Origin of the sequence: Pseudomonas germanica (genome assembly GCF_019614655.1) — a bacterium.
Lineage (GTDB): Bacteria > Pseudomonadota > Gammaproteobacteria > Pseudomonadales > Pseudomonadaceae > Aquipseudomonas > Aquipseudomonas neuropathica.
This window is the reverse complement of sequence record NZ_CP071586.1, coordinates 4,047,288-4,063,138: the sequence shown is the minus strand read 5'-3', so window position 1 is coordinate 4,063,138 and position 15,851 is coordinate 4,047,288. Positions and strand designations below refer to the sequence as shown.

The 15,851-nt window shown below is 59.0% G+C and carries 12 protein-coding genes and 1 pseudogene; 7 read left to right on the top strand and 6 right to left on the bottom strand.

All coding sequences use genetic code 11. From position 1 onward, the window contains the following. Positions 1-65 precede the first annotated feature (65 nt). The 3 genes and pseudogenes from macA to J0G10_RS30320 form a co-directional block, all read left to right on the top strand. A complete protein-coding gene (gene macA / locus J0G10_RS17910) occupies positions 66-1,214 on the top strand; it encodes a macrolide transporter subunit MacA (protein ID WP_220556375.1) in 1,149 nt (382 codons plus the stop codon). 2 nt (positions 1,215-1,216) lie between these two features. Further along, positions 1,217-3,175: a MacB family efflux pump subunit gene (locus tag J0G10_RS17905; RefSeq protein ID WP_095047883.1), complete on the top strand. Its 1,959-nt coding sequence runs from the start codon at positions 1,217-1,219 to the stop codon at positions 3,173-3,175. Between the two features lie 19 nt (positions 3,176-3,194). Next, a pseudogene (locus tag J0G10_RS30320) lies at positions 3,195-3,281 on the top strand (DUF6124 family protein); the annotation flags it as partial. Positions 3,282-3,465: 184 nt separating this feature from the next. Here J0G10_RS30320 and J0G10_RS17900 read toward each other — a convergent pair. Further along, complete coding sequence (locus J0G10_RS17900) at positions 3,466-4,608, bottom strand: IS481 family transposase (protein WP_220556126.1); 1,143 nt, start codon at positions 4,606-4,608, stop codon at positions 3,466-3,468. A gap of 533 nt (positions 4,609-5,141) precedes the next feature. Between J0G10_RS17900 and J0G10_RS17895 the strand changes: the two genes are divergently transcribed. Continuing rightward, positions 5,142-5,507 carry a DUF6124 family protein gene (locus J0G10_RS17895; protein ID WP_095047882.1) on the top strand — a complete coding sequence of 122 codons (366 nt, stop codon included), beginning with the start codon at positions 5,142-5,144 and terminating at the stop codon, positions 5,505-5,507. 59 nt (positions 5,508-5,566) lie between these two features. Further along, entirely contained in the window at positions 5,567-5,848 is a 282-nt protein-coding gene (locus J0G10_RS17890) for a DUF6124 family protein (RefSeq protein ID WP_320413091.1), read from the top strand. A gap of 185 nt (positions 5,849-6,033) precedes the next feature. Here the strand turns inward: J0G10_RS17890 and J0G10_RS17885 are convergent. Then, positions 6,034-7,187, bottom strand: a protein-coding gene (locus tag J0G10_RS17885) for an IS3 family transposase (RefSeq protein WP_407082800.1) whose coding sequence is annotated in 2 segments (ribosomal slippage) — positions 6,034-6,914 and positions 6,914-7,187 — 1,155 coding nt in all. Because the reading frame shifts where the segments join, the coding sequence is not laid out codon by codon here. Between the two features lie 152 nt (positions 7,188-7,339). Then, complete coding sequence (locus J0G10_RS17880; protein ID WP_220556373.1) at positions 7,340-8,086, bottom strand: response regulator transcription factor; 747 nt, start codon at positions 8,084-8,086, stop codon at positions 7,340-7,342. A 320-nt stretch (positions 8,087-8,406) separates the two neighbouring features. Here J0G10_RS17880 and ycaC point away from each other — a divergent pair, with 320 nt between their 5' ends. Further along, positions 8,407-9,039, top strand: a complete 633-nt coding sequence (gene ycaC / locus J0G10_RS17875; RefSeq protein WP_007915995.1) for an isochorismate family cysteine hydrolase YcaC — start codon at positions 8,407-8,409, stop codon at positions 9,037-9,039. 87 nt (positions 9,040-9,126) lie between these two features. Here the strand turns inward: ycaC and J0G10_RS17870 are convergent, their stop codons facing one another. After that, the gene (locus J0G10_RS17870) at positions 9,127-10,098 is read right to left on the bottom strand and encodes an alpha/beta hydrolase (protein ID WP_220558876.1); all 972 of its coding nucleotides are present in this window, start codon (positions 10,096-10,098) and stop codon (positions 9,127-9,129) included. A 232-nt stretch (positions 10,099-10,330) separates the two neighbouring features. Next, complete coding sequence (locus J0G10_RS17865) at positions 10,331-11,587, bottom strand: MFS transporter (protein WP_095047879.1); 1,257 nt, start codon at positions 11,585-11,587, stop codon at positions 10,331-10,333. Between the two features lie 265 nt (positions 11,588-11,852). Between J0G10_RS17865 and J0G10_RS17860 the strand changes: the two genes are divergently transcribed. Continuing rightward, positions 11,853-13,400 (top strand): sensor domain-containing diguanylate cyclase, encoded by a 1,548-nt coding sequence (locus J0G10_RS17860; RefSeq protein ID WP_095047878.1) that lies wholly within the window; start codon positions 11,853-11,855, stop codon positions 13,398-13,400. Here J0G10_RS17860 and J0G10_RS17855 read toward each other — a convergent pair. Next, positions 13,362-15,824 (bottom strand): hybrid sensor histidine kinase/response regulator, encoded by a 2,463-nt coding sequence (locus J0G10_RS17855; protein ID WP_220556372.1) that lies wholly within the window; start codon positions 15,822-15,824, stop codon positions 13,362-13,364. The genes J0G10_RS17860 and J0G10_RS17855 overlap by 39 nt on opposite strands. Positions 15,825-15,851 lie beyond the last annotated feature (27 nt).

The window sequence follows — 15,851 nt, the reverse complement described above, 5'->3', positions numbered from 1 at the left end:
TTGTTGTTTATCTACCAGAGCCCGGCCGCTGGCCGGGTTCACCCCTGAACGGACTTGTGGTCATTATGGAAAAGTCGAAGTTGCGCAAAGTCGGTATGGGTTTGGCGTTAGTGGCAGTAGCGGGATTGGCGTTCTACACGGTGCAGGCACCGGCCGAGGCGCCGCAATACCTGACCGCGCCGGTGGAACGCAGTGACATTGAAAACGCGGTGCTCGCCACCGGGTTGCTCGAAGGCATCAAGCAAGTGGACGTCGGCGCGCAAGTGTCGGGGCAATTGAAGTCGCTCAAGGTCAAGGTTGGCGACAAGGTGAAGAAAGGGCAGTGGCTGGCGGAAATCGATCCGCTGGTGTTGCAGAACACTTTGCGCCAGGCCCAGGTTGATGAGGAAAACCTGCAAGCGCAAAAACGTGCGACCCAGGCTCAGCTCAGGCAGACCAAAGCGATTTACGAGCGCTACAAGAACTTGCAGGACGACGCGTCGATCTCGCGCCAGGACTTTGAAAACGCCGAGTCGGATTATCAGGTGCAACAGGCCAATCTGATGTCGCTGGATGCGCAGATCAAAAGCGCGCACATCCAGATCGACACGGCCAAGGTCAATCTGGCCTACACACGGATTGTTGCGCCGATTGATGGCGATGTGGTCGGCGTGGTCACTCAGGAAGGCCAGACCGTGATCGCCAGCCAATTGGCACCGGTCCTGCTGAAACTGGCGGATCTGGACACCATGACGGTCAAGGCACAGGTGTCCGAAGCCGACGTGATTCACATCGCCCCGGGGCAAGAGGTGTATTTCACCATTCTCGGCGAGGACAAACGCTACTACGCGAAACTGCGCGGCACGGACCCGGCGCCGCAGAACTTTCTTGAAACACCGCCCGCCGGCACGCCTAAGCAAAGCAGCGCGGTGTTCTACAACGCGTTGTTCGAGGTACCCAATCCCGATCATCGCCTGCGCATCTCGATGACCGCGCAGGTGCGCATTATCCTCGACACCGCCAAGTCGGTGCTGACCGTGCCGGTGGCGGCGCTCGGCCCGCGCAATGCCGATGGCAGTTTTCCGGTACGGGTGCTCGACGCCAAGGGCCACGCGCAGTCGCGCAATGTGCAGACCGGGATCAACAACAACGTCAAAGTGCAGATCAACGCCGGTCTGGCAGAAGGCGACCGCGTGGTGATCGGTGATCCGGTGAACAATGTGGCGGGGGCCTGAGCATGACTGAGCCACTGCTACAGCTGACCGGCATCACCCGCAGTTTCACCGCTGGCGACCGCGAGTTTCTCGCGCTGAACAACATCAATCTGACGATCAATGCCGGGGAAATGGTGGCGATCATTGGTGCCTCCGGTTCCGGCAAATCGACGCTGATGAACATCCTCGGTTGCCTCGATTACGCCACCGCCGGCAGCTACAGGATCAACGGCCAGGAAACCCGCGATCTGGACAATCAGGCCCTGGCCGAGCTGCGCCGCGATTACTTTGGTTTCATCTTCCAGCGTTACCACTTGCTGCCGCATTTGAGCGCGATGCACAACGTCGAGATGCCGGCGATATACGCCGGTACGCCACAGCTTCAACGCCATGCCCGTGCCCGTGAGTTGTTGGCGCGACTGGGTCTGGAAGGCCATTTGACGCATCGGCCGAGCCAGCTCTCCGGCGGTCAGCAACAGCGCGTGAGTATCGCCCGCGCCTTGATGAACGGCGGCGAAGTGATCCTCGCCGACGAACCGACCGGCGCCCTCGACACGGCCAGCGGCAAGGAGGTCATGCGCATCCTGCTGGAGCTGCACGCGGCGGGGCACACGGTGATTCTGGTCACTCACGACCCGAAAGTGGCGGCCAATGCCGAGCGCATCATCGAAGTCAGCGACGGCGAAATCCTCAGCGACCGCAGCAACGAACGCGATACCACGCACCTGCTCAGCGAAGAACCGGTGGCACCGAAAGCCACCGCTTCGCGTCGCCTGGTCGCCAGTCTCGGGCTATTCAAAGAAGCGTTCGCCATGGCCTGGGTGGCTTTGATTTCCCATCGCATGCGCACCTTACTGACCATGCTCGGCATCGTCATTGGCATCACTTCCGTAGTGTCGATTTCGGCGGTCGGGGAGGGCGCGAAGAACTACGTGCTCAAGGACATTGCGGCGATTGGCAGCAATACCATCGATGTCTATCCCGGCAGCAGTTATGGCGACAAACGTGCCGCCGCCATTGAAACCCTGACGCCGGCCGACGTCACCGCGCTGAATCAGTTGTACTACGTCGACAGCGCCACGCCGATGATTGGCCGCAGTCTGTTGTTGCGTTATCGCAATATCGATCTGGATGCGCAGGTCAACGGCGTCAGCGATCAGTACTTCAAAGTGCGCGGGATCAAAATGGCCGCCGGCATCCCGTTCAGCGAAAGCGATGCGCGGCGGCAGGCGCAGGTGGTGGTTATCGATCACAACACCCGGCAGCGTCTGTTCGGGCAGGATGTTGACCCGTTAGGCCAGGTGATTTTGATCGGCAACCTGCCGTGCACAGTGATCGGCGTGGCCGCGCAGGATAAAAGCCTGTTTGCCTCGGGCAAGACCCTCAACGTCTGGGTGCCCTACGAAACCGCCGCCGGGCGGGTGTTGGGCCAGCGTTATCTGGACAGCATCAGCGTGCGCATGAAGGACGGCCAGCCGAGCAAAGTGGTGGAAGAACACGTCACCCAACTGCTGCTGCAACGCCACGGCACCAAGGATTTCTTCACCAACAACCTCGACAGCGTCTTGCAGACCGTGCAGAAAACCAGCCGCTCACTGGCGTTGCTGCTGTCGCTGATTGCGGTGATTTCCCTGGTGGTCGGCGGTATCGGGGTGATGAACATCATGCTGGTGTCGGTGACCGAACGGACCCGCGAGATCGGTATTCGGATGGCGGTGGGGGCGCGGCAGTCGGACATTCGTCAGCAGTTTCTGGTGGAGGCGGTGATGGTCTGTTTGTTGGGCGGGGCGATTGGCATTTCCTTGTCGTATGCCATCGGGCATTTGTTTTCGGTGTTTATCAAGGAGTGGGAGATGGTGTTCTCGCTGGGGTCGGTGTTGACGGCGGTGGTGTGTTCGACGTTGATCGGGATTGTTTTTGGCTTTGTGCCGGCGCGGAATGCTTCGCGGCTTGATCCGATTGAGGCGTTGGCGCGGGATTAAGGGCTGACCCTCATCAAATCTGCTGGGCATTGCACAGGTCGTGATGTTGGGGGAATTACCGGTGAATCAGGCATTGGAGCACGTCGCGGGATTGCCCTCACCCTAACCCTCTCCCAGAGGGAGAGGGGACTGATCTCGGTGTTCTTTCGAGGTACACCGACGTGGGATACCGAGCCAAACTCAGGTTTTGAACAGCACAAAGATCGGCTCCCTTTCCCCCTCGCCCCCCCTGGGGGAGTGTATGTACCGGAGACATGGTGGACACATGTTCGGAGACATGGTGGACGGTTTTAGATCTTCTTACCTGCCGTCACGATCTGCAAGTTCAAGTCGATTCGGGCGATACGATGTCTACTCCAGTAGACATCGTGGATGCCGTCCTCCGTCGTTTCCCTGATAGCCACTGACCTCCCGTAAAATGCCTTTCCAACTGTGTATTCACGATTGCCCCAGTAGATCTCGCCCTTCACCTGAACCTTCCTGACCACATCCCCATCATCGTACTCAGGCGCCGCCGGTTGCTCCTGATATTCCCGCGGGCTACTGCTGTAGCGAGTAGCAGGAACCTGCATGCCCAGTGCTTGATGCGGGCGCTTCTGGTTGTAAATCTCACGCCAGATATCAAACGCCCGTTGCGCATCGTCCAGATCGATGAAGAGCTGGCCTTGCAGGACTTCCCTTTTCAGGCTGCGGTGGAAGCGCTCCAGCTTTCCCTGGGTTTGCGGGTGATAAGGTCGGGAGTGGCCGACCTTGATGCCCTGGCTCATCAGCCAGACCTCCAGTGCGGTATAAACACCTGTCTGATCACCCCATGGCGAACCGTTGTCCATCGTCATGCGTAAAGGCAGGCCGAAACGCCGAAAGGTCCTGATTAGATGCTCCTGAACGGTTTGGCGCTGCTCATTAATGCATGCCGCGATGCACAGCGAAAACCGTGAATGATCGTCCAATATCGTCAACGGATGGCAACGCCCCTGAGCCAGGCTGATATGTCCCTTGAAGTCCATCTGCCAAAGATCGTTGGGCGCTTCATGCTCGAACCGGATAAACGGTTTGATCTCAGCGGCCTTTGGATCAACGCGCGAATGACGCTGTAAAACCGCATGCACGGTACTGACCGAAGGCATCACTTTGCCGTCGTCTTCCAGCACACGCTTGAGCTTGCGAGCGCCCCAAGCGGCGTACTCCTGACTCACGGTCAGAATCTGCTGCTCAACATCGTCAGCGCAACGTTTGGGTGATGTCTTTGGTTGTCGAGACTGATCGATCAATCCCTCTGCACCTGAGGTCTCAAACCTGTTGAGCCATTTGTAGGCAGTGCTTGGGCTGATATTGAATCGACGGCAAAGCTGCCGAACATTGGCCCCTTCTTGCCGAGCCAACAGCACGAATTCTGAACGAAGCTGCACGGTGGACACCTCTTCCCAAGACACAGGCCATCTCCTTCGCGATGAGCAATGTGTCTATTAAAATGTGTCCACCATGTCTCCGAACACCTGTCCACCATGTCTCCGGTACATACAGGGAGAGGGCTGGGGTGAGGGGGTAAATCCCACTGACACACCGCAAAACCTCGAACCACCGCCATCCAGAATTTCCATCAATAAACACAACGCCGATTGCCCGTTTAAATTACACGAACCGTTACGTCATACCGCCTACAACACCTTGCGTCGTTACCTACGCGTACGCCAGAATCCGCCGGCTTGTGCGCTTATCCCATGGGCTCTATCGTTTCCCTGCCACTGCCTATCAGTGGTCGGGTTTAGTAGCCCGATTGGTATTAGTAAGTGCATGAGTTCCATTTAGTCAGGTGCGTCTCTGCCTGCACTCAATGGTGGTTGTGCGCAGGGCGCCCTCGGGCGCGCCGGTCTTGCTAATTCCACCGGTCTACTAACCTGTGCACAGCCGCCACCCTTCTTTTAGTAGAGAACGGTCGCGGCCCTATTTCAGGAATTAGATGAATATGTTCAAAGTTACGCCGAACCCTCCGGACACCGACCCGATCCCCTACGACGCCGCACTGGAACCTCAAAACATCAAAGAGGCCACAGAACGGGCGATCAATTTCTACCTCAATCCTTCCGCGCTCAAAACCTCAAAACCCACCCGCAAAACCGGCAAGATCTACCTGATTGACCCCACCGTCGACGACGAAACCCTGCTCGTCGAAGCCTACGAATCGCTGTCCTCGGCCAGTGACATGGCCCGCGACCTTGCCGACTCGATCGACAGCCCTCACCGCAAGAAAATGCTGATCCTGCAGCAGGTGATCATGTTGAGTGAATTGGTGGTGAGTCGCGTCCTCGACAATCAGCGCTTGCCCAACTAATTGCGAAACTGCCGCGCGAGGGAGCCTGCTCCCTCGCTGCGCAGAAGGAGTTTGAGCTTATGTCCAAGACATCCGATCCGCCGGTTACTGCAGCCAACATCATGGCCACGCCCTATACGCCCAACGCTATGTTCCGGGTCAACCCGCAAACCGATACCGAATCCCTGCTGGCAAACGCCTGTGAATCGCTGGCCTCGGCCTCGGTCATGTTGTGTGATTTTGCCGGGATGCTGGAGGGGCCGCATCGCCAGACCTTGTTGGGTATTGCGCAAGTGGTGATGTTGGGGGAGTTGGCGGTGAATCAGGCATTGGAGCACGTCGCGGGAGTGCCCTCACCCTAACCCTCTCCCAGAGGGAGAGGGGACTGACCGAGATGTTCTTTCGAGCTACGCCGACCTGAAATATCGCGTCGAACTCAGGTTTTGAAACGGCTCCCAAGTCGAACTCAGTTTCGAACTCAACCGAGATCGGCTCCCTTTGATCTGGTCAAACGATACTGGACACGGTTATAGGGTTTTACCCTTTTTCATGCCGCCAGGGCCTCCATGTCCACCGGAGTTCGGTAGCCATTGTGACTGTGCAGCCTGATCCGATTGTAATAATGGGTCAGGTAGCGCAATACATCGGTACTGGCCTCATCTTCGTTTCGGTAGCCAGCCTTGGGTATCCATTCAGATTTCAAACTGCCAAAGAAACGTTCCATCGGAGCGTTATCCCAGCAGTTTCCCCGTCGACTCATGCTTTGTTTTATGCGCATGTCCGCCAGCGTTTCACGAAACACTTTACTGCTGTAATGACAGCCCTGATCCGAATGGAACATTAGGTTTTCAGGGCGTCCTCGCGACTCGAAAGCCATCTTTAACGCTCGACAGGTCAGAGCTGAATCCGGACTTCTGGACATCGCCCAGCCGACGATGCGGCGGGCATGCAGATCAAGTACAGCAGCCAGATAAACCCAGTAAGTACCGGCCCAAATGTAAGTCACGTCGCCACACCACACTCGATTGGGGGCCTCGACATTGAATTTACGCTCCAAATGATTGGGGGCGTATTGCGCCTCCGCACCGCTGGGTTTGTACCGATGCCTGCGCCGTTGCTGGCTCTTCAAACCGAGCTCGCGCATCAGGCTACGAGCCATGTAACGACCTACCGACTCTTTTTCGTTACACAGCGCTTTTGACAGGCTGCGCGCGCCCATTGAGCCGCGACTTTGCTCATGTAATTCGGCAGCCTTGATCTTTAGGCGATCGCGCCCGACATGCACTTTCGCCCGCTGTTTCAGACGCTCGTAATAACTGCTGCGGTTGATGCCAAACACGCCACACAACTCGGATCTTGGATATTGCTCGCTTAACTCCTCGACCAGCCTTACCGATCGAGGGAATCCGACATCAAGAGAGCTGTAGCCTTTTTTAAAATTTCCTTCTCGCGCTCAATCCGTCGAATTGTTGCTTCCAGTTCTTGGATGCGTTGTTGGTCAACGGTCATGGCCTTGGACTTCTCAGGCGTCTTGCCGCTGCGCTCCGCACGCAGTTGTTCAACCCAGCGGCGCAGAGCTGTAGGGCCCACGCCCATTGCTTCACAGGCTTCACTCACCGAATAGTCTTTATCCAAAACCAGGCAAGCCGCATCCCGTTTGAAATCTGTTGAAAAATATCGTCTGGTCAAATCACACCTCATCGTTGGGCGTAGATTAACGCCCTTTAGGGGTGTCCAGAATCATTAAGCCAGATCACTTTCCCCCTCGCCCCCCTTGGGGGGAGAGGGCTGGGGTGAGGGGGGAATCTCACTGACACCACCCAAAAAGCCAAGCCTTCGCTAATCCCGGTGTATCAAGCCGCACTCGACGCCAACGTCTCCAACGGAGAATACATCCAGCGCATCAACGAATGCCGCCCGCTGATGCCCAACTTGATCGCCGCGCGTTTCAGATAACTCTCCACGGTGTTGACCTTCAACGCCAATTGCTCCGCCAGTTCCGGCGCCGTGCGACCGGCGAGCAGGCCGACGCAGACTTCAGTTTCGCGGTTGGACAGGCTCAGCCCCAGTTGCTCCAAGCGCTCGTCAAAGCGCAGGCGCAAGGTTTCCAGGCCGCTGCCTTCGGCTGCTTCGGACGGAATTTGTGGATCAGGGGTGGCCGGTTGCAGGGCGTTGATGTGTTTTTCCACCATCGGCAGCAGCACCGGGGAGATGTCCTGCAACAGGCTGCGCTCCTGCGCGGAAAAGCGTTGCGACTCGCCGTTGCGGTACACCGAAATCACGTAGCGATAGCCGTCCTTGCGCCGGGTCAGGTGCAGTTGCGAGGCGTCCGCACTGGTCGCGGCCGGCGGATTCTGTAAATGGTGAGCTGCCGCACTGTGTTCGGAAAACACCGTTTCGGCGAGCAGGGCCGGCTCTTTCAGCGGCTCCGGCTCACTGCGGCTCGACGCGCGGCCCACTGGTTCGACACGCATCTGCCGGATGTGCGTGGCGTCGACCGCCAGTTGCGTCAGGATCAGGTCATGCAGCATGCGCGGAAAGTGCCGGCTGCCGGTGCTGGCGATGACCTTGCCGATGTGGGGGAACAAGTGTGAATTCATATGCGTGTCATCCCTGAGAGGCGTTAATTCAAAAACGTCTGCAGCCCTGTCGACGATCTCCTTGGTCGACGAAAAACCGCAGACTTGGATCCTATCCTAGTACAACGTTTGAGCGACGGTTTAATGAAGGTGTTATTAGCTAATAACCCTGAATTTGCTGGCTTCAACGTGGGAACGAAGAGAACACCGTCGTTGAATTGTCCTGTTCAGGTTGACGGTGAAACACATTTCAACCGATTTATCCCTTTTCGATGCGTCAGTAACCTGTACACAACTTGAACGCAACAACAACTTTCCAACATTGAAAAGGGACGCACACCATGACCACTCCAACCTACAACCGCCTGAACAAAGACGACGCTATCGTGCTGCTGGTCGACCACCAGACCGGCCTGATTTCGCTGGTGCAGGACTTCTCGCCGAACGAGTTCAAGAACAATGTGCTGGCCCTGGCGGATCTGGCCAAGTTCTTTGAGCTGCCGACCATCCTCACCACCAGTTTTGAACAAGGCCCGAACGGCCCGCTGGTGCCAGAGCTGAAAGAGATGTTCCCGGACGCGCCGTACATCGCTCGTCCAGGCCAGATCAACGCCTGGGACAACGAAGACTTCGTCAAGGCGATCAAAGCCACTGGCCGCAAGCAGATCATCATTGCCGGTGTGGTGACGGATGTGTGCGTAGCGTTCCCGACCTTGTCGGCGCTGGCAGAAGGGTTTGAGGTGTTTGTGGTGACCGACGCTTCCGGCACTTTCAACACCACAGTGCAACAGGCTGCATGGAGTCGCATGACTCAGGCCGGCGCACAGATGATGAACTGGTTTTCGGTGGCGTGTGAGCTGCACCGCGACTGGCGCAACGACATTGAAGGGTTGGGCAATCTGCTGTCGCAGCGCATCCCCAACTACCGCAACCTGATGAACAGCTATTCGGCGTTGACGGCTCAGCAGAAGTAAGCTGACGTGCTGCAAACGAAAAGCCTGCCCTGAAAAGCAGGCTTTGTCGTGTCTGCGCTTTAAAGCGCTGGCAGCGCTACGATGGCGTTACTTCAGGTTTTGGCTGAAAAACGTGGTCAATTTGGCGAAGGGAATCAGGTTGACCCGGTCGTACAAGTCGACATGGCCGGCCCCTGGAATGATCAGCAGCTCTTTGGGTTCGGCCGCGCGCTGGTACGCGTCTTCACTGAACTCGCGGGAGTGCGCCTGAGCACCGGCGATGAACAGCAGCGGGCGCGGGGAGATGCTCTCGATGTCATTGAACGGGTAGAAGTTCATGAACTTCACATTGCTGATCAGCGTCGGCATGGTGGTGGTCTGCGGCGAAGCACCGGCCGGAGTGACCTGGCCACGCGGGGTGCGGTAGAAATCGTAGAACTCGTCCCCCACCGCGTTGCCGGTGAGTTTGAGCGGTGTGCCGCCGGTGTAGCGGACCGGGCCGCCCCAGAACTGCGCGTTACGCTGCTGCGCCGCCTGTTCAATGATCGATTGGCGTTGCGCTGGCGTGAGCGAATGCTTGAGGCCGTTACGGTTGGCGGCGCCCATGTCGTACATGCTGACGGTGGCAATCGCCTTCAAACGTGGGTCGATCTTGGCGGCGCTGATGGCGAAGCTGCCGCTGCCGCAAATACCGATAACACCGATACGTTCGCGATCGACCAGTGGGCGAGTGCCGAGAAAGTCCACCGCCGCGCTGAAGTCTTCGGCATAAATGTCCGGCGCAACCGACTGGCGTGGCAGTCCTTCGCTTTCGCCCCAGAAGGACAAGTCGAACGACAGCGTGACGAAACCCTGTTCCGCCATTTTGGTCGCGTAGAGATTGGCGCTTTGCTCTTTCACTGCGCCCATCGGGTGGCCGACGATGATCGCGGCATTTTTTGACTGTGGGTCAAGGTTCTTCAGGCTGAACAGATTGCCTGCGACCTTCATTCCGTACTGGTTCTTGAAGGTGACCTTTTCCACGGTCACTTTATCGCTGGTGTAGAAGTTGTCTGCGCCGTTCGACATATCGGCTCCCATGGCTGAAAAAGTACTGAAGAGCAGCCCGAAGGCCAAGCAAAAACCTTTCACTGGAATGTCCTTGCGATTGAGGGTTTATTCGTCTGAGCCTGTGCACGAACATTCTCTCGATCAGCGCCTCGGCGCCGAAGTGCATTCCTCTGGATTGCTTGCCTGATCCACTGAGTCCTGGATTTTTAATGCCGCGCAAACACGATTTGGCGGCGATGAGAGGGCAGGGACGGGATATGGATTACGCTGAAGATTCAGTGCTGGCCTCGACCAATCCGGTTTCAGCTTGCCGGCCACTGCGCTGAGTTTCCGGAACACCGATCGCGAGCAACACTACCGCCACCGCCGCAATAGCGGCCAGGGTCAGAAACGCCGCGCTGTAACCGGCCTCTTGCACCACGAGTCCGGCGAGGCCGTTGCTCAGCGCCGCGCCCAGCCCGAACACCGTGGTCAGTGCGCCGAGGCTGACGTTGAAGTGGCCGGTGCCCTGGGTGAGGTCTTTGACCATGATCGGAAACAAGGCGCCGAACAGACCGGCGCCGACGCCGTCGAGCAGTTGCACCGCGACCAGCCAATAGGCGTCGTCCGACAGCGTATAAAGCACGCCGCGCAAGGGCAGGATCAGGAATCCGGCCAGCAGCAGCGGCTTGCGTCCCCATAGATCGGCTTTCGCCCCGACCAGTAATGCCGCCGGCACCATCACCAGTTGCGCGGCCACGATGCAGGCCGAAGTCAACGGGGTGGCCATCTGCAAATTGGCTTGCGCGAGTTTTTGACTCACCAACGGCAACATCGCCGCATTGGCGAGGTGGAACAGTGCGCAGCAAATGGCGAACAGCAACAGCGGCCGGTTGCTCAGCAGCACCGACAAACCGGAAGGCTGGCGGTGGCAGGCGTCGGCTGGATCCAGTCCGCGCGCCAGATCATGGTCGATGGCTGCTGGCGAAACGCAGGTGATGGCAATGACACTGGCCAAAGCCATGGCCGCCATCAGATAGAACACTGCGACCGGGCCGAACAGGTAGGCAAATATACCGGCCAGCAGTGCGGCGCAGGCATTGCCGGCATGATTGAAGGTTTCGTTGCGCCCGGTTCGCCGAGTGAACGCCCGTGGCCCGGTCATGCCCAGGGTAATCGCACAAATGGCCGGGGCGAATATCGAGGCGGCCATTGCGCTCAAGGTTTGCGTCAGCGCCACCCAAGTGAACGACGTCACGAACGGCAGCACCAGGCAGCTTCCGGTCACCACCAGCGCGGCGATCGCAATCAACGCACGTTTGCGCCGGCTGTTGTCGACCCAGGCACCGGCGGGTGTCTGGGTGATCAGCGCTGCGACCCCGGCGATGGTCATCACCAGACCAATGCTGGCCGGCTCCCAGTGATGCACCGCCAACAGATAGATGGCCAGATAGGGGCCGAGGCCGTCGCGCACGTCGGCGAGGAAAAAGTTCAGGCTGTCCAGTGACAGGTTGTTGCGGCGATCGAGGTCAGCGGCCACGGCGGTGTCTTCAATGTTCGAGGTTTGCGGATGGATTCAACCTCAGCAAGCCTAATGACCTGCGCCCGTGAATATAAGTTGCAGGCCACGGCTGTGTCGTTGCGAAACAACGTCAAGGGGCTGAAAACGACGTTCCGTCATACGGTTGCTGCACGTTCGACGCGCTACTTGTATCCTTGCGCCGGTCGAGGACATACGACCGCTGTTATTGCCTTGAATCAGTAACGGCCGGAACCGGAAACCGGACTTTCCATTAGGTACTTTCGTGAAGCGTGATACCCACCTCGTCATCCTCTTGCTGCTGGTCATCGGCTGCTCCCTGGCGTCGCTGACCATCTGGAAAGTGCTGTCTTCGCGCGATCGCGCGCTGGAGGAAGTCAACGTGCACGGGTTGAACCTGACCCAGGCACTCGAGACCTATTCCGAAGGCATTGTCCGGCAAAGTTCGCTGCTGTTGCTCGGGCTGGTCGAACGCCTGGAAACCGAAGGCAGTGGCCCCACGCAGATCCAGCGCCTGAGTGCGCTGATCAACCGCCAGCAACCGTTGATGCCACAAATGAGCGGTATCACCATCTATGACCGAGATGGTCATTGGCTGATGTCGTCGAACCGGCCGATTCCGGTCGGTGCCAGCAGTATTGATCGAGCCTATTTCATTCATCATCGCGCCGATCCGAGCCGCGAACCCTTTATCGGGCCACCGATCCGCAGCCGTTCCAATCAGGAGTGGGTGATCACCGTCAGCCGCCGTTTCAATGATGATCGCGGCGAGTTCGCCGGGGTTGTGGCCGTGACGCTGGGCGTGGAAAACTTTCTGCGCCTGTTCGGCAAACTCGACATCGGCCAGGACGGTGCCATCGGTTTGTCCTATACCGACGGCACGTTGCTGGTGCGCTATCCCTTCCGCGAGCAGGACATGGGCCGCAACTTTTCCAAGTCGCCGATCTACGCCAAGTACCTGGTCGATCAATCGGTCGGCACCGCGTCTTATACCTCCAGCCTGGATGGCGTCGAACGCCTCTACGCCTTCCGCAAAAGTGAGAAGTTGCCACTGATCACCACGGTCGCCATCGGCAAGCGTGAAGCGCTCAAGGCGTGGCGAACCGAGGCACTGCTGTCGGCGGTGGTGGTGGCGGGGCTGTTGGGGCTCACCGGTCTGATCGGTTGGTTCTTGATCCTCGATATTCGGCGCCGGACCCAGGTTGAAGGCGAACTGCGCATCGCTCAGCAGCAGTTGCTCGGCTCCAATCGGCAACTCGAGTTGTTGGCCATGAAGGATGCGCTGACCGGGCTGGCGAATCGGCGCTGCTTCGACCAGACCCTGGCCACAGAGGCGCGTCGGGCAAAGCGCGACGGTTCGTCACTGGCCTTGCTGATGATCGATATCGACTATTTCAAGCGCTTCAATGATGCCTTCGGGCATGTTGCCGGCGACGCTTGTCTGCAAACCGTCGGTAGCGTGCTGGATGAGTGTGTGCGGCGACCGTCGGACCTGGTGGCGCGCTACGGCGGCGAAGAGTTCGCCGTGATCATGCCCGACACCGATATGGGCGGCGCTGCGGTGGTGGCGCAGCTGATTATCGAGCGCCTGCAGCAAGCCAACATTGCCCACCCCACCAGTCCGGTGGCTCGTGTGAGCCTGAGCATCGGCATCGCCGTTGCGCACGGTCCGCACCTGGAGCCGGTGAGCGCTCTGATCGAGTGCGCCGACCAAGCGCTGTATCAAGCGAAAACGGCAGGGCGCAACAGGTTCATGACATCCGCTGCGCAACCCTCACTCAACGTCGATGGACAGCAGGCCACCGACTCGTGACACCAGCGTGTCGACGGCAAACGGTTTGGTCAGTACCTGCATGCCCGGGCCGAGCTGACCGTTGCCGATCACTGAATTTTCCGCGTACCCAGTGATGAACAAAGTCTTCAGCCTCGGCCTGATTTCCCGGCCCGCATCGGCCATCTGCCGGCCGTTCATGCCGCCTGGCAAGCCGACATCGGTGATGAGCAAATCGATGTGCGCGCTGGAACGCAATACTTCCAGTCCCTCAACGCTGTCGGCCGCTTCGAGCAGGTTGTAGCCGAGGTCGTTCAGCACGTCTTTGAGCAGCGTTCGAACGGTGGGTTCGTCGTCGACAATCAGGATGGTCTCACCGGCCTTTGCCGGCAGGGTTGCCGAGTTTTGCGTGTCATCGTGGTTGCGCTGCGTTTCGCCGCGGTAGCGCGGCAGGTAAATGCAGATGATGGTGCCTTGCCCCACGGTCGACTGCACCCGCACCTGCCCGCCGGATTGCTTGGTGAAACCGTAGATCATCGACAGCCCCAGCCCGGTGCCCTGGCCCAGTGGTTTGGTGGTGAAAAACGGGTCGAAGGCCTTGGCCATGACCTCCGCACTCATACCGGTACCGGTGTCTGCAACCGACAGGCACAGGTATTGCCCTTCGGGCATCTCCCGTATGCGCGCTGATTCAGCATCCAAGGTTCGATTGGCGGTTTCGACGGTGATGCTGCCGCCATCGGGCATCGCATCACGGGCGTTGATGCACAGGTTGAGCAAAGCGTTTTCCAGTTGGCTGGCATCGACCAGCGCCGGCCACAGATCGGCGGCAACGACCGTTTTCAGGCGAATGCTCGGGCCGACGGTGCGCTGGATCAGTTCGGTCATGCCGGCAATCAGCGCGTTGACTTCAGTCGGCCGAGGATCGAGGGTCTGCCGGCGGGAGAACGCCAGCAGGCGATGGGTCAGGGCGGTCGCGCGTTTGGCGGCGTCCTGGGCGATCAGCATGTATTTGTCGATGTCCTTCAGACGACCTTGGGCGATGCGTTTTTCCATCAGCTCCAGAGAGGCACAGATCCCCGCCAGCAGGTTGTTGAAGTCATGGGCCAGACCGCCGGTGAGTTGCCCGACGGCTTCCATTTTCTGCGATTGGCGCAACTTCTCTTCGGCTTGCATCAGTTCTGCGGTGCGCGCCGAGACCCGTTGTTCCAGTGTGTCGTTGAGCGCTTTTAAAGCGGCGGTGACCCGGTCGCGTTCGTCTTCGACATTGCGCCGGTCTTCGACATCGATCAGCACGCCGGGAAAGCGTAAAGGCGTGCCGTCCTCGGCGCATTCGACGCGTCCGTTGGCTTCGATCCAAGTGTATTTGCCATCCCCGCCGCGCACTCGGTACTGGTGCGAATAGGCGCCACCGCGGGCAAGGGCGTCATTGATTGCCACTGTCAGCCCCTCGCGGTCATCGGGGTGCACGGTGACTACCACTTGCTCCAGGCTCAGACCGTCACGGCCCAGTGCCGGGTCAAGGTTGAAGACCCGGGCGAAAGCTTCGTCGACGTAGAAACGATCGGTGGGCAAGTGCCAGTGCCAAGTGCCGATAATGGCGCCGGCGGCCAAGGCGAGTTGGACCCGTTCGACGTTTTCCCGAGCAATCGCCTCGCTGACGCGCAAGCGTTCCTGCGCGTCGCGGCGCTCGGTGACGTCGCTGAAGAAGATCGCAATCTGCCGATCGGCCGGGTCACCGACACGGACGGCGCGTACGTCGAACCAGCGTTCGAAGGTGTTGGCGTAGTTCTCGAAGTTGGCCGGCTCGCCGGTCTTGGCGACGTGGCCGTAGGTCTCGAACCAGAATTTCTCCAGGTTGGGCGCAAACTCGGTGACCCACTTGCCCCGCAGGTTGACCCCGGCCTGACGCTCGAACGCCGGGTTGGCTTCAACGAAGCAGTAATCGATGGGGTAGTCGTCGGCGTCGAATTTGACTTTGACGATGGCGAAGGCGGCTTCGATGGTTTCCAGAATGGTGCTGAAGCGCTCTTCACTTTTGCGCAGTGCGGTTTCGGCACTGCGCGAACGGGTCAGGTCGAGCATGGCCCCGACCATGCGTTCGGCTTTGCCGTCGGCATTGCGGATCAGATGCCCGCGGTCGAGCACCTCGGCGTAGGATCCGTCCTGACAGCGGAAGCGGTACTCGGCACTCCAGGTGGTGCCTGTGCCCGCCATCGCCGCCCGAATCGAAGTCTCTACCCGCGCGCGATCCTGCTGGTGGATCTGCGCAAAGCGCCAGTCACACGTCGGTTCGATGGCGCTGGGGGCATAGCCGTACGCCTGTTCCAACGCGTCGTTCCAGACAATCTGATGGGTTGTCAGATCCCAGTCCCAGACGGCGTCGCAGGTCGCTTTGACGGCCAGGCGCAGGCGCGTGACCTCGGACTCAAGCTCCTCGCGAGTAAGCTGTTTCAGGATATCCACCCCTCATGCCTTGATTATTGGTCTGCG